We start from the raw sequence: 24,598 nt of genomic DNA, 5'->3' as shown, positions 1-24,598 counted from the left end.
TATAGTTAGGCAAGCATTCGAGAAGCGCATCGCGAAGAAATGCGCCAAAGATGAGGATTTTGCCAATGTCTCAACTTAACAGATAAGTGTTGCCCGCAGGCAATTTTCTTGCCAGCACAAGAGGCTACCTGAAAACAGTTTGCCAGATTTTAGCTTTGCTGAAGCCGATGCTTTTCAGGTAGCCTCACACATAGCGCATCACATATTTCAACCAGCGTATCAGCGCCGCCACCAGCAGGCCGATCAGTGCACCGACCAAAGCCTGCCGCCAGCCGAAGCCGATCAACAGCGCGCACACCAGGCCGCCCACCGCGCCACAAAGGTATTGATCACGCCGCTTGAAACCGAAGACGGGCTCCGGGTCGGCCAAATCTTCTTCGATAAACCAAAGCGCCAGCAGCGTGCCGATGCCCAGACCGACGCCGATCACGGACGGCCAGGGCGCAGCGGTGCGGCCGAGCAGCTTGTCTAAAATCAAGCCGCCGGCATACAGCAACCCGCACAGCGCGGCAAACGCCAACACAAACACACGGCCGGCCGCCTCGCTGCCGCCGAACCAATCCCAAAAGCGGTGGCTGAATTTACCGAAGAATTTCATGCTGCTGCCCTCTGTTTGGATGCGGTGAAAGGCTACCTGAAAGCGTGAGCTTCAACGAAGTGGACCGATGTCTTGGCCAAGGCTGAGTTTCTACAAAGTAAAACCGATACCTTGCGGAGCCAGGCGGAATTTTTGCGAAGCTAAAAACGAGGCGGGCTGCTTTTGGCCGGCTTCATCCGCCCGATATTTTTCAGGTAGCCTGCAACCGGCTTCGAGGCTACCTGAAAAATTTACCGCCATTCGGCCAATGCGGGCGGGCGTATCAACGCAGTTTCTGCAAAAACGGATTAAACGCGATTTCCCACAAAAAGCCGTCGGGGTCGGCGAGATAGCCGCTGTATCCGCCCCAAAACACTTTCTGTGGGGCTTTGATAATGTTCGCATTTTTGGCGGCAAACCCGGCAAACAGCGCGTCCACTTCGGCTTCGCTGGCCACATTGTGCGCCAAGGCAAAACGCGGGAAGCCGCTGCCCTGCGCCGGCACCTGCGCGTCTTGCGCCAAGGCTTCCCGGCCGAACAGGGCGAGCAGCAGCGCGCCGCCTGTTTGGAAAAACGCGATGTTTTCGTTGCTCTGTTCCGTTTCCTGCCAGCCGAACACGTCGCGGTAGAAGCGGCGCGATTCGGCCAGGTCGGCCACGCCGAGCGTGATGTAGTTGATGTGTTGCTGCATATCCATTTCCTTTAATTTGGAGGCTTTGAGGCTACCTGAAAACCTAAGCCGCAACAAAGGTATTTTGCCAACCTACAAAATGCAGGCTGCTTTTATATTTTCAGACGGCCTTTGGCGGCAGGTATTTCCCCGCTTCGCGCAGGCTCAGTTTGGCCATTTCGTGCCCGTGGCGGCCGATAAAGCCTTACACCCATGCAGGGTTGGTTTTGCTGTAATCGCGCAATGCCCAGCCGATGGCTTTGTTGATGAAAAATTCTTTCTGCCCCAGATTGTTGCAGATGCTTTTTTCCAGCAGCGCGGTGTCGGTGTGTTGTTTGCGGAGCAGTTGGTGGTCGATGGCGACGCGGCGCAGCCAGATGTTGTCGTCCGTGCTCCATGCCAACAGAACGGCATTGACTTCGGGGTGGTGCAGGGCAATGCCGCCGACAATGCGGTCGAGTACGTCCGAGCTGTCCCACCATGATTTTTCGGTAATCAGCGTCTGCAAACGCGGGATGTCCTGCGGGGTCAGGTATTGCTGCATTTTTTTCAGGTATTCGAGCGCGGCGTATTGCAGTTCGCGGTGCGGGTCGTCCCAGCAGCGGCGCACGAAATCCCAATCGGGCGGCTGTTTGGCGGCCTCTTTGAAAAACGGGCGGCACAGGCGGGCAAGCTCGGGTTTGCCGATGCCCAAATAGGCAAAGCGGTGTTTCATGTAGGCCTGCATCGGCGTGGCGCGTTCGGGGTCGGCGTGTTGTTGCAGGACGGCAAGCAGGGCGGGGTAATCCATAGGATTTCCTTGTCTTGGGAACGGGCGGGGTTGGGGCGGTTTGAGGGGTTTTGATGTTGGATGCAGGCTGCTTTATAAGGTTTCAGACGGCCTTTCAGACGGCATTCAGGCTACCTGAAACCTCACCCCGCGCCGCCCTGTTTCGCCTCCAACGCTTCCCACCGTTCCAATTTCTCCAACAGCAGCATTTCAATCTCTTCCGCCCGCGCTTGCAGGCTGCCTGCCTTTTCATAATCCTTAAAGATTTCCGGGTCGGAAAGCTGCGCGTTCAAATCCGCCTGTTCGGCTTCCAGCGCGGCGATTTCGTCGGGCAGGGCGGCGAGTTCGCGCTGTTCTTTGTACGACAGTTTCACGCTGCGGTTGGCTTTGGTTTTTTCTTTTTCAGGCAGCCTTTCGGGCTTGGCGGCGGGGGCGGAGGCAGCCTGCACTTTCTCTTCGCGCGCCTTCGCGTCGATGTAGTCCTGATAGCCGCCGATGTATTCTTTCAGGCTGCCGTTTCCTTCAAATACAATGGATTGCGTAATCACATTGTCCAAAAACATACGGTCGTGGCTGACGAGGAACACCGTGCCGGCGTAATCGCGCAGCAGTTCTTCCAACAGCTCCTGCGTGTCGATGTCCAAATCGTTGGTCGGCTCGTCCAGCACCAGAATGTTGGCGGGGCGGGTGAACAGTTTGGCCAGCAGCAGGCGGTTGCGCTCGCCGCCGGAGAGCGACGACACAGGGCTTTGCGCGCGGGCGGGGTGGAACAAAAAGTCTTCCAAATAGCCCATCACATGCCGCTTTTTGCCGCCGATTTCCACATAATCGTTGCCCTGTCCGAGCGTGTAGAACACCGTGTCGTTTTCGTTCAGCGCGCTGCGGAACTGGTCGAAATACGCCACTTCCTGCTTGCTGCCGAGGCGGATTTTGCCGCCGGTAGGCGCGAGTTCGCCCAAAATCAGCTTTAAAAACGTGGTTTTGCCGATGCCGTTCGCGCCGATGAGTCCAATCTTGTCGCCGCGCTGAATCACGGCGGAAAAATCGTTCATAATCATCTTGTTGCCATACGCAAACGAAGCGTGTTCCAGTTCGGCGACGATTTTGCCGCTTTTCTCGCCCGAATCCAGCTTAAACGATACCTGCCCCTGCCGTTCGCGCCGCGCCGCACGCTGTTTCCGCAATTCTTCCAAACGCTTAACCCGCCCTTCGTTGCGTGTGCGCCGCGCCTCGATGCCCTTGCGAATCCACGCCTCTTCCTGCGCGTGGAATTTGTCGAACAGGCGGTTGTGCTCGGCTTCCACGGCCAGTTCCTGCGCCTTTTTCTCGCTGTATTTGGCGAAACTGCCGTCATACGAACGCAGCACGCCCCTGTCCAATTCCACAATGCGGGTGGCGATATTGTCCAAAAAACGGCGGTCGTGGGTGATGACGATGAGGCTACCTGAAAAGTTTTTCAGCAGGTTTTCCAGCCACAAAATCGCGTCAATATCCAAATGGTTGGTCGGCTCGTCCAGCAGCAGGATGTCGGGCTTCTGCACCCACGCCTGCGCCAGCGCGACGCGTTTTTTCTGCCCGCCGGACAAATTGTCGATTTTCTCGTTTTCAGGCAGCCCCAGCTCGCTCACGGTTTGGCTGATGAGCGCGTCGAACTGCCAGCCGTCTTGTGCTTCGATTTGGTTTTGCAGCTCATTCAACTCTTTGATTAAATTATCGTCCTGCCCGTTTTCCAGCGCGCGGCCGATTTCGTGGTAACGCCGCAGCACGTCGCGCAGGCTGCCCAGCCCTTCGGACACAATATCGAACACACTGGCCGCGCCGTCAAAAAAGCTCTCCTGCGGCACATACACGGTTTTCAGCCCGTTTTGCAGGATGAGCTGGCCGTCATCAGGCTTCTGCACGCCCGCCAAAATTTTCAGCAGGCTGGATTTGCCCGCGCCGTTGCGCCCGATGAGCCCGACTTTTTCGCCGGCTGCAAGTTGGAAGGAGGCTTTGTCGAGCAGCGGCACATGGCCGACGGCGAAGGAAAGGTTTTCGGCTTGGAGGATGGTCATGGGATTCCTTGTGTTTGGTGGTTTCAGGCTACCTGAAAATATCTATGCCCATTCGGGGAAATGCCGTTGCAGCTGCTCGGGCGTTAGGCAGGGCGCGGTCAGGCTTTCGTCTTCATCGCAGACGACGGCAATAAAATCGGGCGGCACGATGTTTTGCCGCAGCAAATCATGCGTGGCGCGGCGGCAGGCGCGGGGGAAGCATCGGCAGAAGCGGCCGTATAAACCGTCCCAATCGGCTTCTTGGCGCACGGCAGCCTGCACGCTTTGCGCTGCCGCATGGCCCGCCGCGCCGCCGTCAAACATGTATTCCGCCAAATCCGCGCCCGACCAGCGCAGCGACTGCTCCAATTCGGCACGGCTTTCGGCATAGCCGTATTCCTGCCGATATTGCTCCGCCACGCGCGCGAGCAGCTCTTCCGTGCCGACCGACAGCGAGGGGAAATAGAGGTTGGCGTTGTCGCAATAGAAATTGTGGAAAATGGCGGCGTACACGGTTTCGCGCGGGTGCTGCCTGCGGATGCTGTGCACGGTATCCATGATGATTTGATAAGCGGTGTTTTCGATATGCTGCCAATCGGGTTGCGGCATGGGGTGTCCTTTCAGGCTACCTGAAAAGCGGCAACCCGCTTCCGCGGCCACGATTCCGTGGCCCAAACGCGTTCCAATTCTTCGGCGAAACCGTGTTGCGCGGCGTGAGCACGCAGTTGTTGTAGCCAGGTTTGCGGGGCGGTGTCGGCGGCGGCGCGGGTGAAGTATGCCAGGTCTGGCCGCGTGTCGAAGACGTGGACGATGTGCTGGCTGACGGCGTTTAGGGCTTTCGGGTTGCCGCCGGTTTGGCGGGCGGTTTTTTCGTATTGCGACAGGGTGGCGGCCTGTATGCTTTCGCGTTCGGCGGCGGTTTCGCGACTGGGGCGGGCGGTGGCGGCCTGAATCACAATCAGCGGCGGCAGTTGCCCTTCGGCGAGGGCGGCGGCAAGGCGCAGGTGTCCGTCTAAAATCAGCCAGCGGTCGGACAGGGCGGTGATTTCGTATGCCAACACGGGCGGCAGTTGGTGCTGCCGTGCGCGTTTGCGCCAGTATTTTAACCTGCCGTCTTCGGCATGGTGGGTTTTCAGGGCGATGAAGCGTTCGGATTCGGAGAAAAAATCGTTGTCCAACGCGTCGAAGCGGCTACCTGAAAACAGCCATTGGCGGTAGTTCTCGCCGGTTTCAGGCTGCCCTAGGGCGGTGTCGTGCCAGCATTCGCCCCATTGCGGCGGCAGGGTTTGGGCGGGGCGGTGGCGGAAGTGCCATTCGCCGATGCCGAGCAGCCCTGCATTGTGCTCGGCGAGTTGTGCGATGAAATATTTGCCCCACAACAGGCCTTGTTCTGCGGCACTTTGGCGGGCGATGTGTTCGTTGATGCGGCTGCATATGTGCCCTATGGGCTGGTATGCCTGCCAGCTTTCGGCGTAGCTGCGGACGAGGTAAACGTCGTATAAATCGTGGCTGTGGAACGACCAGAATACGGGCTCGCCGCGGCAGGTGAGGCTGAGGCTGATGCCGTCGGGGCTGTGGAGTTTCAGGCTGCCTTGCGGCTGCGCGGTGATGCTCAGGGCAAGGCCGTCGGGGTGGGGCTCGGAGCGGCCGCTGTATTGCGCCAATGCGGTGTCGAGCGATTGGTAGTGCATGAGGTTCCTTTTGCAACTGCGGTTGTTTTTTCAGGTAGCCTTCAACTGAAAGGCTACCTGAAAGTCAGGTTTTAATGCAGACCAAGCTGCAACTTTTCAGGCTACCTGAAAATTATCCAAGAATGCCACGTATTCCTCACGCAGGGGCAAATCGAAATTGCGCGTAATGATGCGGCGGGTGGTTTCTGTGGTTTCACCTGTTTGCGGGTTAAAACCCTGTTTGGCAACGGTTTGCCAATATATGCCGAAGCCGCGCTTCTGCCAGGCGGGCAGGTCGTTGAAGTTGATGCTGTGCTCAAACAAAAAATCGTGTTTCTGCTGGCGCGAGAGATGGGCGAGCTTTTCGGCAGCGGCATTGGGCGATATGCCGTGTTTGCGTTGCAGCCAGTAGCAATGGGCATTGAGGGCGTTGCGGTGCGCGTCTTCTTGGCGCCAGGCGAAGTAGTCCCGCACCAATCCCCAATTTGGCAACACGCAAACGCGTGCATCGAAGGTGGCACGGGAGCCTTGTGCGAGAGAAAAGTGCGCGCTGGCTTCGGCGGCGAGCGTGGTGATGATTTTGCGGACTTTACGCTTGAAAGTGTACTCGTCGTGTTGAAACAGCAGGGAGATTTCGTCGCTTTGAGAAAAGCCATACGCGATGTTGAATCCGCAATCGAGCAGGGCGGCAGTCGTGTCGGCCATACGGTCACGGAAGCGGATATCGAACGGGGCTTCAAACTGCCAGATTTCTTTGGTGAGGCGAGTGAAACCGCGCCCGTCGAGGCGGACAACGATGTGGTTTTGTTCGGGAATGCAGAAATCGTAGGCGGTTTCGTATTGGCGCATTCGGGCGTCTAAGTCGTCAAATCTCATGGTTTTCCTTTGGGATAAGTTGGCAGTTGAAGCCGCCGTTCGGGTTGATTTGAACCCGATAAATTTCGGCAAACCCTTCCTCGTATTGCGGCGATTGCAGTTTTTTGAAGGTGGCGCGTACGCCGACCTCGGGAATATTGGCTTTGCCTGTACGCTGTGCATTACGTGCGAGGGCAGCATTCAAATCGCTGTCGAAATAGTAGGCAACAATTTGAAAACGGGCGGCTTGGGCGGGAACAATATAGCGGGCTCTGTCTTCAACGGTGGGATTGGTATTATCAATAACAAGCTTTTGCTTGGCCTGCAAACAGGCATTGAACAGGATTTGCTCGCGATGCCGGGTTTGGAGCATGTCGAGATTCAAGCGGATATGGCTATCGGCAAAGTGTTGTTTGTAGAAAGTGGATTTGCCGGAGGCTTGTGCACCGATAAATAAGATGAGCTGCATATTTTAATGTTTCGTATGTTGTGGCTTGGCCGAATCTGCTTTTTATTTTTCAGGTAGCCTTCCGGCCTGATTTGCGGATTTTCAATTTATGCGGTTTGGCCGCTTTGGGCATCGGCGGCGGTGGAGGATAAAACAGGTGGTATACGCCGCGCACGCACAAGAATAACAATGCTGCCGCCAGCAGCAGCCCCAGCGTGAGCGCCACGGGGTTGGGCCTGATGCGCCACCATACTACGGCGGCACTGATCCACAAGGCGGAAAACGGCAGATACCAGCAGACCAACACCAGCAGCTTCCACCATAGCGGGGTTTCATCGGGCACGGTTTCGCCGTTGTCCAACGCTTCCCGCCAATCGTCGAAGCGGCGGTGGAACCACATCAGCGGCAGGGCAAACAGCGGCACGGCGATGAGCGAGTCCAGCAGGGCGGCTTTGCGGCCGCGGGCAAAACCGGCGGACTGGTCGGCATAGCGGTAGATTTTCACGCCGTCCACTTCCATTTCATACAGGCGCGAGCCGCTGTATTTCACGCTGGCTTCTTTGCCTGCGTGGGCGTAGGCTCGGTCGCAGCCGTCTCTCAAATCGGCTGCGCAGCTCAGATGCAGCGTTTCGCTGCCGTTGGGGAAGGGGAGGTAATCAAAACTGCTGGTGTGGCGACAGGGGTCGTAGAAGCTTATGCGGTCGAGCAGGCTTTGCTCTTTGCCTGCCTGCGCGGCGCGGCATTCGCGCGATTCGTTGTAGGGCTCGGCGGGCACGATGCCGCGTGCTTCGCGCAATTCACCGTATGAAGCCGCCGTGCCGCCATAAAAGGCAACGGCCATGCCCATCACCGCAATTATCAGATACATAATCTCCCATGCAAACACGCCGTTTTTGGCACAATCCCCTCCGCGTGAAAAGCGTTTTTCGCCGCGTGCCAGCGCGCGGATGCGCAGATACAGAATCAGCGCGAGCATCAGCAAGATGCTCCAGATTCCGACGTTCACCGGCAAAAACCAACCGATACCGAATGCGGCCACGATATAGAGAAACATCAGGCGGTAGAGCGCATGCGGGGTTTTGGGGATGGGAATAGGCAGGGCAATCACGATAAACCTTCCAATGGCGGACACAGGCTACCTGAAAACGCAGCGCAGCGAAGTTTCTGCGAAGCTAAAAACACTCCGGCACCATTCAAACCCTTCAAGCCGCTGTCCGCACACCATTTTGTGGTAAGATGGGCTGGCAATTTTAACACTTTAGGAGACCGTTATGCTGTGGATAATCATCCTATTGCCTGCCGCGCTCATTGTGGTGGGCGTGATGGTGTACAACCGGCTGGTGATCGCGCAAAACCAATACCGCAACGCCTTCTCCCAAATCGGCGTGCAGCTGCAACGGCGGCACGACTTGATTCCCAACTTGGTGGAAACCACCAAAGGCTACCTGAAACACGAAAGCGACACCTTCACCCAAGTAACCCAAGCGCGCAGCCAGGCCGCCGGCGCACTGGGTAGCGCCCGCCCCGAAAACGCCGAAGCCGTGCGCCAGCTTTCCGCCGCCGAAGCCCAGCTCACCCAAGCCATCCGCAGCCTGATGGTGCAGATAGAGGCCTATCCCGAATTGCAGGCCTCCGCCAATATGCAGCAGCTGGCCGAAGAGATCACCAGCACCGAAAACCGCATCGCCTTCTCCCGCCAGGCCTACAACGACGCCGCTATGCACTACAACACCCTGCGCCAACTCTTCCCGCACAGCCTGATTGCCGCCAACTTCGGCCACCGCCAGCCCGCACAGCTGCTGGAATTCCCCGACCGCGCCAAACACCAAGCGCCGCCCGCCGTGCGCTTCTGATGCGGCCAGGCAAAGCAAAAGGCTACCTGAAAATTTCAGGTAGCCTCATTTATGGCCGGGCAGGCAATCGGGTGATACTCAAAATCGCGCAGGCAATCGGCAGCTTCTTCCTCTAAGCCACAAAAGGCTACCTGAAAACGAACGCAGTGAATTTCGCCAAAACGCAGCGCAGCGAAGTTTCTGCGAAGCTAAAATTTTCAGGTAGCCTTTTGCTTTGCCGGCCTACTCCTGCCCTTGCAGCTTCTCCTGCTGCCGCTTGCGGTAAAGCAGCTGATAGAGCACCGCGCACGCCGCAAACCACAGCGGCATACACATCAGCCCCAGCCGCGTATCCTCATCGCGCGAAAACAACACCAGCACAAACGCCAAGAAAGCCAAACACACCCAAGCCATCGCCACTCCGCCGGGCAGCTTGTAGATGGAGCGCTCGTGCAGCTGCGGGCGCGTTTGGCGATATTTGATATAAGCCAGAAGGATGATCGCCCACACAAAAATAAAGCCGATGCTGGAAAGCGTGGTCACCACCGTAAACATATCCATGATGTTCCCCTCCTGATACAGCAGGAACACCCCTACCAGCAGGAAGGCGCAGGAGTACAGCAGCCCCACCGCCGGCACGCCGTTACGGTTGAGGTGGCCAAACAGGCTCGGCGCCACCTCCGCCTCCGCCAAGCCGTAGAGCATACGCCCAGTGGAAAACATCCCGCCGTTGGCCGAAGAGAGCGCCGAAGTGAGCACCACCAAATTCACCAGCCCGGCGGCAATCGGAATGCCGATTAGCGTAAACATGTTCACAAACGGGCTCTTGGCCGGATCCACCACATCCCACGGCGTCACCACCATAATCGCGCCCAGCGCCAGCACATAAAACACAATCACGCGCACCGGAATGCGGTTGATGGCCTTGGGCAGATTGGTTTCCGGGTCTTCCGCCTCCGCCGCCGCCGTGCCCACCAACTCAATGCCCACAAAGGCAAATACCGCAATCTGGAAAGCCGAGAAAAAGCCGCCGATGCCGTTGGGAAACCAGCCGCCGTGCCGCCACAAATGCGTGATCGAAGCCTGCTCGCCCGAAGTGGGGTCCACAAAGCCGCTTAGCGCCAAAAAGCCGCCCACGCAAATCAGCGCCACAATCGCCACAATCTTAATCAGCGCAAACCAAAACTCCATCTCGCCGAAGAGCTTCACCGTGAGCAGATTCATGCCCGCCATAAACACGATGCACAGCAGCCCCGGCAGCCACAGCGGCACATCCGGCCACCAAAACTGCGTGTAGCCCGTGATGGCGATGATGTCGGCCATGCCGATCACCACCCAGCAAAACCAATAAGTCCAGCCCACAAAAAAGCCGGCCGCCGGGCCCAGCAGATCATGCGTGAAATCGGTGAACGACTTGTATTCGAGATTAGAAAGCAGCAGTTCGCCCATGGCGCGCATGATGAAAAACAGAAAAGCGCCAATCACGATATAGGCCAACACCACCGAAGGCCCGGCCAGATGGATGGTTTTGCCCGAGCCCATAAACAGGCCGGTGCCGATGGCGCCGCCGATGGCGATGAGTTGCAGGTGGCGGTTTTTCAAGTTGCGCTGCAAGCCGTGCTGGTGGTCGTGATTCGTGCTCATGGATGCCTTTCGTGCTGCGGTTTGGCCGGGCGCTTTCCCGCTCCGGATCTTCAAATCAATCGGCCGCCGCACCCTGGCGGCAGACCCGGGACGCAATATAACCCAGCAAGAAGCATGCAGGCAACTGATTTTCATGGGAAATACCCAATCAGGCTACCTGAAAAATCTGCCAGAAGCGTTTTTTGGCAGCGATATTCCCTGTTAAAACGCAACCACGCAAAGAAAAGGCCGACCAGGCAGACTGGTCGGCAGAGATTTCCTATGCTGCAAAAATTACATCAATCTATGCGCTGGAGCAAATCCAGCAGAATGCGCCAGCATTCTTCCACGGTGCTGATTTCCACCTTTTCTTTCGGCGAATGCGCGCCCTTGATGGTGGGGCCGAAGGAAATCATCTCGGTGTGCGGCAGATGTTTCTGCATCAGGCCGCACTCCAGGCCGGCGTGCACCACTTCGATTTGCGGCTGCTCACCGCGCACGGCGGCAAAGGCTTCGGCGGTTTTCTTCAGCAGCACGGAAGACATATGCGGCTCCCAGCCGGTGTAGTCCTGCTCGGTGTGCAGCGCGGCGCCGGCCAGGCGGGCCAGCGAGCCCAGCAGGCGGCACACGTCGTCTTTCGGCCGCTCACGCAGCGAACGCAGCAGCATGGAGGCGGTGAGCTTGCCGTTTGCCGTGTGCACCACGCTCAAGCAGTTAGAAGTGTCCACCACGCCGTCAAACTCTTCGCTCCATTTGAGCACACCGTTGGGAATCACGGCCAGCAGGTCGGCGATGCGGCGGCTGTCGGCATGGCTGGCGGCCTGCCCGCCCTGCCCGGCTGGGGCTACCTGAATGGTGAGGCTGTCGGCAAACTGGCCGAGCTCGTTTTGCGTTTCGGCGCGCACGGTGTCGGCCAGCTGCACCAATTGGTCGGCAAAGGCCTGGGGCAGCACGATTTCGGCTTCGGCCTTGGAGGGGATGACGTTGCGCAATTCGCCGCTGTGGATGGCGGCCAAACGCCAGCCGCTCTCTTCGGGCAGGCGCGCCAGCAGGTCGGCCAGCACCTTGATGGCGTTGCCGTAGCCGCGGTGGATGTCGATGCCGGAGTGGCCACCGTGCATGCCGGCCACTTCAATGCGGAAACGCTGTCCGTCGGCGGCCTGGGTGGCGAAGGGCAGGCTCAAATCGGCATCGCGCCCGCCGGCGCAGCCCACATACACGCAGCCAGCTTCTTCGGTGTCTAAGTTGATGAGATAGCGGCCTTGCAGCCAGTCGCCGCGCATCTTGCGTGCGCCGTCCATGCCGATTTCTTCTTCCAGCGTGAGCAGCACTTCCAAGGGCGGGTGTTCGATATCGTCGGCAAAGGCCACGGCCAGGCCCATGGCGGCGCCGATGCCGTTATCCGCGCCGAGCGTGGTTTGCGTGGCGTGCACCCAGCCGTCGATGATTTGCGGGCGGATGGGGTCGGTGGCGAAATTGTGCGGCGAATCGGGGGTTTTCTGCGCCACCATGTCGATGTGTCCCTGCAAAATCACGCCGGGTTTACCGGCCATGCCTGCGCCCTGCGCCGGCTTGCGGATATAAACGTTGCCTTTTTCGTCTTGCCGCACATCCAGACCTTTCTCCTTGGCGCGGTTCACAATCATTTTGGCCAGCGCGGCTTCCTGATAGGTGGGGTGCGGGATGGCGCAAATATCGGCAAACCACTGCCAAACGGCCTGCGGCTGCAAAGCATGAAGCGGGTGCATACAAATCTCCTTTGATGAAATTGGAAACGGTGGGGCTACCTGAAAACGTGGCGGCCTGAAACCAACCAAACCCAAGCCGGCAGGGTGCGGACATCTGCCGCGCCGGCGTGAAAAAGCGCTTTGAGTTTACCCCCGCGCCCGCAGTGAGGCAAGCACGAAGCCCCGCCGTTTGCCCCGTGCTGCCAAAGCAAAATAGTGAATGACCTCTGATGCGCACCCCGCATACTGGCTACCTGAAAGCGCCAGCTTCAGCGAAGCTAAAACGTGAGCTTCAGCGAAACTAAACGCCGGCTTCAGCGCAATAGAAACGAAGCCTGCACGAAATGAAATCCACATTTCCACCCAGTCAAAACACAAGCCTCCATTTTTCAGGTAGCCTCTTCCCCGCATAAAGGCTACCTGAAAAACCAAGGCTGAGTTTCTGCGAAGCTAAAAATCACATTCCGCCTTCCACCCCTGCACCGCCGCCGCATTTCAGCCGCGCCAACGCCCGCCGTTGGCTTGCCCGCCCCGTTTTCCATTACAATACCGCCCAAGTCCCTTGCCCACAGCCCAGCCATGCGCACCCTCGCCTTCTTCCTCTTCCGCCGCCTCGCCGCCCTGCCCCTCTCCGTGCTGCACTGCCTCGCCAACTTCGCCGGCAGCCTGCTCTACCATTTCGCCCGCGCCGACCGCGAACGCATCCGCAACCACCTGCACACCGCCGGCCTGCCCGCCGATGCCGAGCACGTCCGCGCCGTGTTTCGCGAAACCGCCAAAGGCGCGCTCGAACTGCCACTCGCCTTCTTCCGCTCCCCCGAGCAAGTGGCCGCCCTATTCGCCGAAACCCACGGCTGGGAGCACATCCAAGCCGCCCTCGATGCCGGCGAAGGCCTGCTGCTCATCACCCCCCACATCGGCAACTACGACCTCGCCGGCCGCTACATCAGCCACCGCCTGCCCTTCCCCCTCACCGCCATGTATAAGCCGCCAAAAATCAAAATTTTAGACGACATCATGCAGGCCGGCCGCGTGCGCGACAAAGGCCGCACCGCCCCCACCTCCCTGCAAGGCGTGAAGCAAATCATCCAAGCCCTGCGCCAAGGCGAAGCCACCATCGTTTTGCCCGACCACGTGCCTGACGAACACGGCGACGGCGTATGGGCGCCCTTCTTTGGCCGCCCTGCCTACACCATGACCCTCGCCGGCCGCCTCGCCCAAGTGAAAAACGTGCGCCCCCTCTTCTTCGCCGGCATCAGGCTACCTGAAAACCGCGGCTTCGCCCTGCACATCGAGCCCGTGGCCGGCAGCTTCAACGGCAACAAAGCCCACGACGCCGAAATCATCAACCGCAACGTGGAAAGCTGGGTACGCCGCTTCCCCGATCAATACCTCTTCGCCTACAACCGCTACAAACACCCCGCCGGCGCCCCCCTGCCGCCGCAGGAGTAATTAAGCAGCATCACCTCTAGGCAAACCAAAGGCTACCTGAAAACCACCCATCCCGTTTTTCAGGTAGCCTTTATCCGCAGCCATGCCATTTAGAGGCTACCTGAAAATTTGGCTCCAAAGAACTCAATCTTTCTTTGCAAAACATTTTTTTAGCTCCGCAGAAACTCAGCTTGGGCTACGCCCAAACATCGTTTTAACTCCGTTGAAGCCGCACTTTCAGGTAGCCTTTCACTCCCCATCCCGCCGCCAACCAAACCATCGCTTTTTGCTATAATCACACCCTTTGTTTTCCCTCAGATTTTCTCCAGCGCCATGCCCCGTCCCGACTTCTCCCAAACCCTCTCCAAAGACCGCCACTTCCTGCAATCCGCCTTCAAAAACCCCAACAAATACGGCGGCTTGTCCAAAGTCGAAGAAAAATACCGAAAATCGCACGAAATCTTTTTGAAGCGTTTGGCAGCCCTGCCCAAACCCGAATTCGACAACACCCTGCCCGTTCACGAGAAGCTCGAAGAAATCAAAAAAGCCATTGCCGAGAATCAGGTAACGATTATTTGCGGCGAAACCGGTTCAGGCAAAACCACGCAGTTGCCCAAGATTTGTTTGGAACTCGGACGCGGGGCGGCGGGGCTAATCGGGCATACCCAGCCGCGCCGTTTGGCCGCGCGCTCGGTGGCAGAGCGGATTGCCGAAGAGCTGAAATCGGAAATCGGCAGCGCGGTCGGCTATAAAGTGCGCTTTACCGACCACACCTCGCGCGAAGCCAGCGTCAAGCTGATGACCGACGGCATCCTGCTGGCGGAAACCCAGACCGACCGCTACCTCGCCGCCTACGACACGATTATCATCGACGAAGCGCACGAACGCAGCCTGAACATCGACTTCCTCTTGGGCTACCTGAAACAGCTCCTGCCGCGCCGCCCCGACTTGAAAGTCATCATCACATCAGCCACCATAGACGCAGAACGCTTTTCCCAACACTTCAACGGCGCGCCCGTGCTGGAAGTGAGCGGGCGCACCTACCCCGTCGAAATCCTCTACCGCCCGCTGCACGAGAAAAACGAAGACGATGCCGAAATCGAACTGACCGACGCGATTGTCGATGCCGCCGACGAACTGGCGCGATACGGCGAGGGCGACATTCTCGTCTTCCTGCCCGGCGAACGCGAAATCCGCGAAGCCGCCGAAGCCCTGCGCAAATCCACACTGCGCCGCAACGACGAAATCCTGCCCCTGTTCGCCCGCCTGTCGCACGCCGAACAGCACAAAATCTTCCACCCCTCAGGCGCAAAACGCCGCATCGTCTTGGCAACCAACGTCGCCGAAACCTCGCTCACCGTCCCCGGCATCAAATACGTCATCGACACCGGTTTGGCACGCGTCAAACGCTATTCCGCCCGCGCCAAAGTCGAGCAGCTTCATGTAGAAAAAATCTCCCAAGCCGCCGCCCGCCAACGCTCCGGCCGCTGCGGACGCATCTCTGCAGGCGTGTGTATCCGATTGTTTTCAGAAGAAGATTTCAACAGCCGCACCGAATTCACCGACCCCGAAATCATCCGCAGCAACCTCGCCGCCGTCATCCTGCGCATGGCAGCGTTGAAACTCGGCGACGTGGCGGCATTCCCGTTTTTGGAAATGCCCGATTCTCGGTATATCAATGATGGGTTTCAGGTGTTGTTGGAATTGGGGGCGGTTAACGAACACAACGGACTGACCCGCCTCGGCGAACAAATGGCGCGTCTGCCCATCGACCCGAAAATCGCGCGAATTTTGTTGGCGGCGAAGAAACACGACTGTATGTCGGAAATATTGGTGATTGCGTCCGCGCTGTCGATTCAAGACCCGCGCGAGCGGCCACTGGAAGCGCGCGATGCCGCCACCAAGGCGCACGAGCGTTTTACCGACAAGCAGTCCGATTTCCTTGCCTATCTGAACATTTGGGACAGCTTCCAGCGCGAGCGCGACAAAGGCTTGTCCAACAAGCAGTTGGTGCAGTGGTGCCGCCAATATTTCCTGTCGCACCTACGGATGCGCGAATGGCGCGAGCTGCACCACCAGCTTGCCCAAACCGCGATTGAAATGGGTTTGACCACTAAGGAAGCCGCTTTCAGACAGCCTCCCGAAGTCAAACAACTGACGTCGTCTGAAAGCCAAGGCGACCAAGACCTGTCCGCCAAACTCAAACAAAAACAACTGGATAAGAAGCAACACCGCGCCCAAGTCCGCGCCGCCAAAGAAGCGGGCTACGAACAAATCCACCGCGCCCTGCTCACCGGTTTGATTGCCAACGTCGGCATGAAATCGCCCGACGGCAACGACTACACCGGCGCGCGCGGCAGCCGCTTCCACCTGTTCCCCGCCTCCGCCCTGTTCAAGGCGAAGCCTAAATGGGTGATGGCGGCAGAACTCGTTGAAACGACAAAACTTTATGCCCGCGACGTGGCCGCCATTCAGCCCGAACGGATCGAGCAGGAAGCACCGCACCTCGTCCGCTACCATTATTTCGAGCCGCACTGGGAACAAAAACGCGGCGAAGTCGTCGCCAGCGAGCGGGTTACGCTCTACGGCCTGACCGTCCTGCCGCGCCGCCCCGTGTCCTACGGCAAAATCGCCCCCGAAGAAGCCCGCGAAATCTTTATCCGCAGCGCGCTGGTGGCGCAGGAATGCGATTTGAAAGCGGACTTTTTTGCCCACAACAAAAAACTGATTAAGGAAATTACCGAACTCGAACACAAATCGCGTCGGCAGGACGTATTGGTCGATGACGAAGCCCTGTTTGCGTTTTATAACGAACGGCTGCCCGATTTTTATACGGCGGACGCGGTTTCAGGCAGCCTGCACACCGAAAGCAGCCTGCGCTCAAAAAGGCTACCTGAAAATTCCCAGCAAACTACCCCCTCCCCCGCGGGGGCGGGCTGGGGAGAGGGCAAAACAATTGCCGCACAAACCAACTTTTCCGCAACCTCAGCAAGCCCTCTCTCTAACCCTCTCCCTCAGGAGAGGGAACAGAGTACCGCAGCCTCAACAGTTTCAGGCAGCCTGCACAATGTAGGGTATGTGGCACAAGCCACGCACGCGGATTCCAAAGATACGGACAACCGCGTGCGTGAACCGAGTTCACACACCCTACAAAATGTTTCAGACGACCCCAAACCCAAAAAGCAGCCTGCACCCCCAAAAGGCCGTCTGAAACCCCTCCCCCTCGCCGACATCCGCACCTTCCAAGCCTGGCTCAAAACCGCCGAGCGCGACAACCCGCGCCTGCTGTTCCTCAGCCGCGACGACCTCATGCAGCACGCCGCCGCGCACATTACCGAAGAACAATTCCCCAAACACTGGCAAACCGCAGACGGCAAATTCAAACTCAGCTACCGCTTCGAGCCGCACCACCCGCTCGACGGCGTTACCCTCACCCTGCCGCTCACCGTGCTCAACCGCATCAGCCCCGCCGCCCTCGAATGGCTCGTGCCCGGCATGATACGCGAAAAAATCCAGCTACAAATCAAAGCACTGCCCAAAAAAGTCCGCCGCATCTGCGTGCCCGTGCCCGAATTCATCACCCAATTTCTAAGCCAAAACCCCGACCGCAACGCCCCCATCCTGCCCCAGCTCGCCCAAGCCATCGCCAAAACCGCAGGTGACATCCGCATACTGGAGCAAATCAACCAAGACGAATGGGCCGCGTTCAGACTGCCCGAACACTGCTATTTCAACCTCCGCATCATCGACGACGGCGGGCAAGAATTAGCCATGGGGCGCGATTTAATCCAAATCCAACAACAACTTGGCAAAGCCGCCGCCACCACCTTCCGCGACAACACCCAAGAATTCGAGCGCAACAACGTTACCGCATGGGACATCGGCACCCTGCCCGAATCCATCAAATTCGCCCGCGGCAAACAACAGCTCACCGGCTACCTCGGCCTGCAAAAAGAAAAAGACGGCAGAATCGCCCTGCGCCTGTTCGACACGTCCGCCGCCACCGAACAAGCCCACAGATTAGGCGTAATCGAACTCATGAAGCTACAACTGAAAGAACAAGTTAAAGACCTGAACAAAGGCATCCAAGGCTTCACCCAAGCCGCCATGCTGCTCAAACACATCAACGCCGACACCCTGCGCGACGACCTCACCCAAGCCGTCTGCGACCGCGCCTTTATCGGCGAAGACGAGCTGCCGCGCAATGAAAAAGCCTTCAAAGAACAAATCAAACGCGCCCGCAGCCGCCTGCCCGCCGTCAAAGAAGCCCTCAGCCGCTACCTGCAGGAAACCGCCGCCGCCTACGCCGAACTCAATGGCAAACTCGGCAAACACCCGCTGACGCACTTATTGCGCCAACGCCTGCAAACCCTGCTCGCCGCAGGCTTCGCCACCCGCACCCCGTGGGCACAATGGCCGCGCCTCCCCATCTACCTCAAAGCCATGACCCTGCGCCTCGAAAAATACAGCAGCAACCCCGCCCGCGACGCAGCCTGCGAAGCCGATATTCAGGAGCTGGAACAAATGTGGCAGGAAAAAACCGACGGCTTGGTGAAACAAGGACAACCCGTTTCAGACGACCTCGCCGCGTTTAAATGGATGATTGAAGAATTGAGGGTATCGCTGTTTGCGCAGGAATTGAAGACACCGTATCCGGTGTCGGTGAAAAGGTTGGGGAAGGTGTGGGAAGGGTTGAAATGAGTGAAGGCTACCTGAAATTTTTCAGGTAGCCTTCCAACTAAGCAATCTTCCTAATTAAATATCGGTTTCCAGATAGACGACTTGGGTTTGCAGGTATTCTTCCAAGCCGTGTTTGCCGTCTGCGCCGCCGATGCCGGATTTTTTCCAGCCGGCGTGGAAGCCTTGCATGGCTTCAAAGTTTTCGCGGTTGATGTAGGTTTCGCCGAATTGCAGGCGGCGGGTGATGTAGAAGGCTTCGTTGAGGTTGGTGGTGTAAACGGAGCTGGTCAGTCCGAATTCGCAGTCGTTTGCCAGGGCGACGGCTTGGTCGAGGGTGTCGAAGGTGGCGACGGGCAGGACGGGGCCGAAGGTTTCTTCTTTCATGATGTCCATGCTGTTGTCGGTGTCGGTCAGCAGGGTCGGTTCGAAGAAGTAGCCGCGTCCTTGGGCGCGTTTGCCGCCGCAGACGAGGGTTGCGCCTTGTTTGACGGCGCGTTCGACTTTTTCGGCTACGGCTTTGACGGCGCGTTCTTCAATCAGCGGGCCCATTTCCAGCGCGCCTGCTTCGGCTTCGGCGGGGTTGCCGTAGCGTACGCTTTTCATGGCGGCGGTCATTTTTTCGATAAATGTGTCTTTCAGGCTGCTGTGGACGTAAACGCGCTCGGCACAGTTGCAGATTTGTCCGGTGTTGCCGACGCGGGAGGTGAGGATGGATTTGACTGCCAAGTCCAAATCGGCGTCTTTCAGGACGATGGCGGGGGCTTTGCCGCCGAGTTCGAGCGAGACTTTGGTGATGTTGGCGGAGGCGGCTTCCATGACTTGCCGTCCTGCTTCGACGGAACCGGTGAGGCTGACCATATCGACTTGGGGATGGGCGGACAGGGCGTTGCCGATTTCCGCGCCGGGGCCGTTGACGACGTTGAACACGCCGGCGGGCAGTCCGACGCTCTCCACGATTTCGGCGAAGATGTGGCAGTTTATCGGGGTAACGCTGCTGGGTTTGACGACGATGGTGTTGCCCGTTACCAAGGCGGGGCCCATTTTGCGGGCGATGAGGAAGAAGGGGAAGTTCCACGGCAGGATGCCGGCAATGACGCCGAGCGGGCGTTTGAAGAGCAGGATATTTTCGCGCGGGCGGTCGCTTTGGATGATTTCGCCTTCGTAACGGCGCGCCCATTCGGCTTGGTAATCGAGATAGTCGGCGGTGAACATGACTTCTACGCGCGCGAGGTCTTTGGTTTTGCCGCCTTCGGCAACGATGGTGTCGGTCAACTCGTCGGCGCGTTCGCGTATGCCTTGGGCGATTTTGCGCAAGTATGCGCCGCGCTCGACGGCGGGCAGGCGTTCCCATGCGGGTTGCGCTTTGCGGGCGGCGGCGACGGCGCGGTCAACGTCTTCCCTGCTGCCTTTGGGTTCGCGGGCGATGACTTCTTCGGTGGACGGATTCAATACATCGCGCCATTCGCCTTGAAAACCGGTTTCAAAACGGCCGTCGATATACATGGATAATTGTTTCATTTTGCTCTCCTTTAATTTGTTTTTATGCCAAATGTCGGCAGGTTCAGTTTATGCCTGCGGGGGATGGACGGCAAGTATATTTTGCTATAGCGAACCAACTTAACTTTCGCTACGGCGTTAGCTTGCCTTGCCGTACTCCTGTACTGCCTGCGGCTCGCTGCCTGGCATCAAAAGCTAATTTGATTCGCTATATTATTTGCCGACTCGGCAAACGATTAAGGCTACCTGAAAATCTGCCGAAGATTTTTCAGGTAGCCTTTTGCACGCTTATCCAATCAGCCGTTCATGCCGTCATCAAAACGACCGCCCAAGCTGGATGAATACATTGCCTTTGCTGAAGGAGAACAGAGGGTTGTTGCTGTTGGTACGCTGCCATATCCCCACCAGTTGCGGCGTGATGCCGGCAAACTGGATTTTACGGTGCGACACCAGCACGCTGGCATTCAATTCGCGGTCTTGCCGAGGAGCCGAGCCGCCCCACCAGGGCGCATCATAATCGCGAAGCCCGCCGCCGAACGAGGCCGAAGTGGTCAAGCCCCAGCCCCACTGCTGCGTCCAGCCGGCGCGAATCCCCTTGCGGGTATACGATTCTGCCGGGCTTCGCTCTGCCAGCTTGCGCGACCAGTCCACGCCGAAGGTGAAATATTGGGTGGATTTGCGCACGTAGAGCCAGGTGCCGGAAGCGGCATAGCTGTCGCCGTCGAGCCGGTCTCGGATATCGTACTTCTGCCCGCCCAGCTCCAAGGCAGTCAATACTTTATGCCGCGGTGTGAGCCAATACTGCCATTCGGTGCGCACACCCGTTTCCCGCAAATACTTGCGCGTTTGATGCCGGGCATAATCGGTTCCCGCCCATTGGCGTTCGAAATAAGGCATAACGGAAACCTCGGCACGGGCGGTTTTGTAGGCCGGGCCGGCGGCAACACGGGCAACATGGAAATCATATTTGTGGTTGTCCCAGTAGTACCAGCCGTAATGATTGAAAGCGAGCCGCCAATAAAGGTTGCCGTGCAGATTCCAATCGCGCGAAGCACCGGCGCGGTAGGCGAGACCTTGCGCCGATTCGGGCGTGTCCACACGACTCCAGGCTGCGCCTTTGCGGTTGTTGGAGTTGTTCACATTGCTGTCGCGCACATAGTTCACCGAGCCGTAAAACGACCATCTGTCGCGCTTGTCCAGCGCTTGCAGATATTGGTCGCCGAGCTGCTTCAGCTCCGGCGCTAGGCCGGGCGTTTGCTGGAAGCGCTCGATTTCCTGCCGTGCGTCTTTATCCGCCATGTTTTCAAACAAGGCCTGCGCCAGCACCAGCCGCACGGGCGGCATATCAGGATGGGCATCCAGCGCGGCGCGGTAGAGGCTGATGGCGCGGTGGTAATCGCCTTCCGCACGCGCCACAATCGCCTGCGCCAGCGCCACCAGCAGCGCATCGTGCGGCTCGGGCGTTTCCAAATAAATCGGCAGCAGCAGCGCCACGCCTTCACTGTTGTTGGTGAGCACGGCATAGCTCAAGGCCTGTTGCAGCAGCTCGGGCTGGCGCAGCAGCTCCTCGCGGCTCATATTGAGCCGGCCGTCTTTCGGCGCAGCGGGCGCGGGCGGGCTCTCCGCCTTGGGCGCGGCCACCGGCGTGATGTCGAAGCCAGTATCCGGCTCGGCTTCCGGCGGCGCGGCTAGGGCTACCTGAAAAGGCAGCGCCAGCAAACACACGCCCCAGCCATACTTTCTTTTTATGCTCATCAAACAGCTTTCCTTGGCAACAAATCTTAAAACGGGCGGATTATAGCCGATTCCGCTCATACCAACCGCCTCCCGCCCAACCTGTTCTAACGTTTGTAAAATTAAGAAAAGAATCTATTTTAGACAAATCGTCGCTTGCTTTATGGGTTTATTGTGAGCAATGCAGGCGAATTTTTACTGATTGTCCACAAACTTAGCCTTGCTGCCAGCAATTTTAATTTATATAAAATGCCAATTTTATTTGTATAAAATCACGAAATATTGCTTGCAAAAGCTAACATTTATTCTTTACTAATCACAAAACTAGCAATTTGATATTCATCAGAATTCTTATTATTTCCACTGATATACTATAACTGTCTCAACAGCAGTCTTCTGCAAAGAACGAAAGGAACTTGTTATGAGAAAGCATCATGCCCTTTACATTGCACTGGCCGCCTTTACGCTCGGCGGCTGCGGCGCAGGTGGCGGGTTGGCTCTGGCGTTGACGGATCCGTTCACGCCCAAGCCTGGTGGCAAACGCAGCATCACCGTTACTAACGATGCCCGTAACGGCATCCTACATACCAACGGCCAAACGGCCGATACCATCGATATCAACGGGCACACTTATCGCAACGGCAGCAGCCTCGATATCGGCTACAACTTCCAAAATCGCCTCTCTGATTTCACCTATGTGCTGAAAACAGACAACGGCACCAGAGCCTTTGAGGATGGTCAGTTAGGCATATACAAGCGTGCCTACACCGCCGTAGTCGGCACCAGCATTCAGCACCGCTATGACGACCACGGCAACCAACTACCCAACCAGCTCAACGAGTTCAGAATCCGAAGCATCCAAGGCGATGCCACGCCCGTTGCCCAACTGCCCACCAGCGGCATCATCAACTACCAAGGCCACGCCTTCTCCGGCCTAGATGACCGGCACGGCAACGGCGAGCCGCACGGCAGGCTGAACTACAACATCAATTTTGGCACCCAGAGAGGCTCCGGCTCCATCACCGGCCTGCGCGGCTTCGGCGACATCAATCTGCGCGAAGGCAATCTGAGCTCCGGCGTGGGCATTCGCGGCATAGCCGATTCCGCCAACAAAGGCTCCGGCCACTATGAGCTCAACATCTACGGCCCGAACGGCGCGGAAATCGCCGGCAAAGCCTACAATTTCACTGACGACCAAAAGCACGATATCGGTTTTGCCGGCAGCCGAACCAACTGATTTCCCAAGCCCCTAACGCTTAATCTATCTGGCATTATCTGGCAAAAGAAAGGCTACCTGAAAACGCAACGCAGTGAAGTTTCTGCGAAGCTAAAATTCAGGTAGCCTTTCTGCATCCAAACAGCGGTTTATTCTCCGCCAGCATTTTTCAGGTAGCCCCAAAGGCTACCTGAAAACTCACAGCTCAATCCCCTTCAGCTTCGCCACAGTATTGATGTCCTTATCGCCGCGCCCGGAGAGGTTCACCAAAATCACTTGGTCTTTTCCCATCTTCGGCGCGTTTTGCACCGCCCAAGCCATAGCGTGCGCGCTTTCCAGTGCGGGGATGACGCCTTCGTATTGACACAGCAAATCAAAGGCTTCCAGCGCAGCATCGTCGTTGGCGGCTTGGTATTCCACGCGGCCGATGTCGGCCAGATGGCTGTGTTCCGGGCCGATGCCGGGATAGTCCAGCCCTGCGGAGACGGAATGCGTGCCGAGCACCTGGCCGTCTTCGCTCTGCATCAGGTAGCTGCGGAAACCGTGCAGCACGCCAACAGGCGCGCGGCTGCTGATCGGCGCGGCGTGGCTCGGCGTGTCCACCCCCAAGCCGCCCGCTTCCACGCCGATGAGGCGCACGCCCGCTTCTTCGATATACGGGTGGAACAGGCCGATGGCGTTGCTGCCGCCGCCCACGCAGGCCACGGCCACATCGGGCTGGCGGCCGATGGCTTCCTGCATTTGCGCCTTGGCTTCGTTGCCGATCACGCATTGGAAATCGCGCACCATTTCGGGATACGGCGCGGGGCCTGCGGCGGTGCCGATGATGTAGAAGGTGTCATCCACGCGGGCGACCCATTCGCGCATGGCTTCGTTCATCGCGTCTTTCAGCGTGCGGCTGCCGTTGTCCACGCTGACCACGTTTGCGCCCAAGAGCTTCATTCTAAACACGTTCGGCGCTTGGCGGATGATGTCGTCCGCACCCATATAAACATGGCATTCCATGCCGAAGCGGGCGGCCACGGTGGCGGAAGCCACGCCGTGCTGACCCGCGCCGGTTTCGGCAATCACGCGCTTTTTGCCCATGCGGCGGGCAAGCAGGGCTTGGCCGATGGTGTTATTTACCTTGTGCGCGCCGGTGTGGTTCAGGTCTTCGCGCTTCAACCAGATTTGCGCGCCGCCCAAATGCTCGGACAAACGCGCGGCGTGGTAAACGGGGCTGGGGCGGCCGACATAGTGCTGCAAATCGTTGTGGAATTCCGCCCAGAAGGCCGGGTCTTTCTTGGCTGCCTGGTAGGCGGCGGCCAGCTCTTGCAGGGCGGGAATCAGGGTTTCGGAAACATATACGCCGCCGTGCTCGCCGAAAAAGCCTTTTTCATCGGGCGCGTGGTAGTTTTGCATGGGGAGTCCTTTGTAAAATAATTTGGCTGATCAATGCCTTGAGGCTACCTGAAAACGGATTCGGCTTCCCTTGGAAACCTGCTTCAGCTTTTTTCAGGTAGCCTCACCGCCGGTAGGGAAGAGGTGCATTCTAACCCGCTATCTGCCCGAACCCAAGCCCGAAGCCCCAACTTGCCGTTTCGCCGCACCCCACTCCGAAGCCCCAATCCCCGCCGCCACCAGCAACAGCGCCGTCAGCACATAGCCGCCCTGCCCGCGCCAATCGCAATCACGCTCTCCATATAAAACAGCTTCGACAAAATCGCAATAAACACCGCCACATACAGCAACAGCAGCCAAGCCTGCCACGGCGGCAGCCGGAAGCCCTTCTCCAACCCCTCCCACACATAAAACGGCGCACTCACCGCCACCGCCGCCACACACATCGCCCACAAC

21 protein-coding genes and 1 pseudogene are annotated in these 24,598 nt (G+C 58.1%); 5 read left to right on the top strand and 17 right to left on the bottom strand.

The window, feature by feature from the left end; genetic code table 11:
• Positions 1 to 184: 184 nt before the first annotated feature.
• The 10 genes from LG371_RS09090 to LG371_RS09045 all read right to left on the bottom strand — a co-directional run bounded on the left by LG371_RS09090 (position 185) and on the right by LG371_RS09045 (position 8,130).
• Positions 185 to 598: a hypothetical protein gene (locus LG371_RS09090; RefSeq protein WP_067593179.1), complete on the bottom strand. Its 414-nt coding sequence runs from the start codon at positions 596 to 598 to the stop codon at positions 185 to 187.
• Positions 599 to 688: 90 nt separating this feature from the next.
• Positions 689 to 838, bottom strand: coding sequence for a hypothetical protein (locus tag LG371_RS09085; RefSeq protein ID WP_156503537.1), 150 nt, complete (start codon positions 836 to 838; stop codon positions 689 to 691).
• Positions 839 to 860: 22 nt separating this feature from the next.
• The gene (locus LG371_RS09080; protein WP_067593181.1) at positions 861 to 1,268 is read right to left on the bottom strand and encodes a VOC family protein; all 408 of its coding nucleotides are present in this window, start codon (positions 1,266 to 1,268) and stop codon (positions 861 to 863) included.
• Positions 1,269 to 1,452: 184 nt separating this feature from the next.
• Positions 1,453 to 2,037 carry a DNA alkylation repair protein gene (locus tag LG371_RS09075; RefSeq protein ID WP_370632679.1) on the bottom strand — a complete coding sequence of 195 codons (585 nt, stop codon included), beginning with the start codon at positions 2,035 to 2,037 and terminating at the stop codon, positions 1,453 to 1,455.
• 122 nt (positions 2,038 to 2,159) lie between these two features.
• On the bottom strand, positions 2,160 to 4,070 hold the full coding sequence (locus LG371_RS09070) for an ATP-binding cassette domain-containing protein (protein ID WP_067593186.1): 1,911 nt from the start codon (positions 4,068 to 4,070) through the stop codon (positions 2,160 to 2,162).
• 42 nt (positions 4,071 to 4,112) lie between these two features.
• Entirely contained in the window at positions 4,113 to 4,658 is a 546-nt protein-coding gene (locus tag LG371_RS09065) for a DUF4303 domain-containing protein (RefSeq protein WP_225748328.1), read from the bottom strand.
• Between the two features lie 11 nt (positions 4,659 to 4,669).
• Complete coding sequence (locus LG371_RS09060; RefSeq protein WP_225748327.1) at positions 4,670 to 5,740, bottom strand: hypothetical protein; 1,071 nt, start codon at positions 5,738 to 5,740, stop codon at positions 4,670 to 4,672.
• A 96-nt stretch (positions 5,741 to 5,836) separates the two neighbouring features.
• Complete coding sequence (locus LG371_RS09055; RefSeq protein ID WP_225748326.1) at positions 5,837 to 6,595, bottom strand: tRNA(His) guanylyltransferase Thg1 family protein; 759 nt, start codon at positions 6,593 to 6,595, stop codon at positions 5,837 to 5,839.
• A complete protein-coding gene (locus LG371_RS09050; protein WP_067593203.1) occupies positions 6,585 to 7,043 on the bottom strand; it encodes an ATP-binding protein in 459 nt (152 codons plus the stop codon). The genes LG371_RS09055 and LG371_RS09050 overlap by 11 nt, the downstream gene beginning before the upstream one ends.
• A gap of 49 nt (positions 7,044 to 7,092) precedes the next feature.
• A complete protein-coding gene (locus LG371_RS09045) occupies positions 7,093 to 8,130 on the bottom strand; it encodes a hypothetical protein (protein ID WP_225748324.1) in 1,038 nt (345 codons plus the stop codon).
• A gap of 163 nt (positions 8,131 to 8,293) precedes the next feature.
• Here LG371_RS09045 and LG371_RS09040 point away from each other — a divergent pair, with 163 nt between their 5' ends.
• On the top strand, positions 8,294 to 8,875 hold the full coding sequence (locus tag LG371_RS09040) for a LemA family protein (RefSeq protein ID WP_225748323.1): 582 nt from the start codon (positions 8,294 to 8,296) through the stop codon (positions 8,873 to 8,875).
• 222 nt (positions 8,876 to 9,097) lie between these two features.
• Here the strand turns inward: LG371_RS09040 and LG371_RS09035 are convergent, their stop codons facing one another.
• Positions 9,098 to 10,498 carry an amino acid permease gene (locus LG371_RS09035; protein WP_067593212.1) on the bottom strand — a complete coding sequence of 467 codons (1,401 nt, stop codon included), beginning with the start codon at positions 10,496 to 10,498 and terminating at the stop codon, positions 9,098 to 9,100.
• Here LG371_RS09035 and LG371_RS09030 point away from each other — a divergent pair.
• Positions 10,497 to 10,703: a hypothetical protein gene (locus tag LG371_RS09030; protein WP_156503538.1), complete on the top strand. Its 207-nt coding sequence runs from the start codon at positions 10,497 to 10,499 to the stop codon at positions 10,701 to 10,703. The genes LG371_RS09035 and LG371_RS09030 overlap by 2 nt on opposite strands.
• A 73-nt stretch (positions 10,704 to 10,776) precedes the next feature.
• Here the strand turns inward: LG371_RS09030 and pepD are convergent, their stop codons facing one another.
• Together pepD and LG371_RS09020 are read right to left on the bottom strand one after the other, a co-directional pair.
• Positions 10,777 to 12,225 (bottom strand): beta-Ala-His dipeptidase, encoded by a 1,449-nt coding sequence (pepD, locus tag LG371_RS09025; RefSeq protein ID WP_067593214.1) that lies wholly within the window; start codon positions 12,223 to 12,225, stop codon positions 10,777 to 10,779.
• 126 nt (positions 12,226 to 12,351) lie between these two features.
• Positions 12,352 to 12,636 (bottom strand): hypothetical protein, encoded by a 285-nt coding sequence (locus LG371_RS09020; RefSeq protein ID WP_156503539.1) that lies wholly within the window; start codon positions 12,634 to 12,636, stop codon positions 12,352 to 12,354.
• 147 nt (positions 12,637 to 12,783) lie between these two features.
• Here LG371_RS09020 and LG371_RS09015 point away from each other — a divergent pair, with 147 nt between their 5' ends.
• Together LG371_RS09015 and hrpA are read left to right on the top strand one after the other, a co-directional pair.
• Complete coding sequence (locus LG371_RS09015; RefSeq protein WP_225748322.1) at positions 12,784 to 13,656, top strand: lysophospholipid acyltransferase family protein; 873 nt, start codon at positions 12,784 to 12,786, stop codon at positions 13,654 to 13,656.
• A gap of 312 nt (positions 13,657 to 13,968) precedes the next feature.
• Positions 13,969 to 18,336, top strand: a complete 4,368-nt coding sequence (hrpA, locus tag LG371_RS09010; RefSeq protein ID WP_225748321.1) for an ATP-dependent RNA helicase HrpA — start codon at positions 13,969 to 13,971, stop codon at positions 18,334 to 18,336.
• 54 nt (positions 18,337 to 18,390) lie between these two features.
• On the opposite strand, the gene aldA is transcribed toward hrpA, so the two are convergent.
• A complete protein-coding gene (gene aldA, locus LG371_RS09005; RefSeq protein ID WP_067593224.1) occupies positions 18,391 to 19,833 on the bottom strand; it encodes an aldehyde dehydrogenase in 1,443 nt (480 codons plus the stop codon).
• Positions 19,834 to 20,127: 294 nt separating this feature from the next.
• Positions 20,128 to 21,567 (bottom strand): surface lipoprotein assembly modifier, encoded by a 1,440-nt coding sequence (locus LG371_RS09000; protein ID WP_225748320.1) that lies wholly within the window; start codon positions 21,565 to 21,567, stop codon positions 20,128 to 20,130.
• 400 nt (positions 21,568 to 21,967) lie between these two features.
• Here LG371_RS09000 and LG371_RS08995 point away from each other — a divergent pair, with 400 nt between their 5' ends.
• A complete protein-coding gene (locus tag LG371_RS08995) occupies positions 21,968 to 22,783 on the top strand; it encodes a factor H binding family protein (protein WP_225748319.1) in 816 nt (271 codons plus the stop codon).
• Between the two features lie 177 nt (positions 22,784 to 22,960).
• Here LG371_RS08995 and trpB read toward each other — a convergent pair whose 3' ends face one another.
• Together trpB and LG371_RS08985 are read right to left on the bottom strand one after the other, a co-directional pair.
• Entirely contained in the window at positions 22,961 to 24,163 is a 1,203-nt protein-coding gene (trpB, locus tag LG371_RS08990) for a tryptophan synthase subunit beta (RefSeq protein WP_225748318.1), read from the bottom strand.
• 233 nt (positions 24,164 to 24,396) lie between these two features.
• Positions 24,397 to 24,598: pseudogene (locus LG371_RS08985) on the bottom strand (EamA/RhaT family transporter); the annotation flags it as partial.

The sequence above is a fragment of the Eikenella sp. Marseille-P7795 genome (assembly GCF_916618725.1).
Taxonomy (GTDB): domain Bacteria; phylum Pseudomonadota; class Gammaproteobacteria; order Burkholderiales; family Neisseriaceae; genus Eikenella; species Eikenella longinqua.
This window is presented reverse-complemented; position numbering and strand designations above follow the sequence as displayed.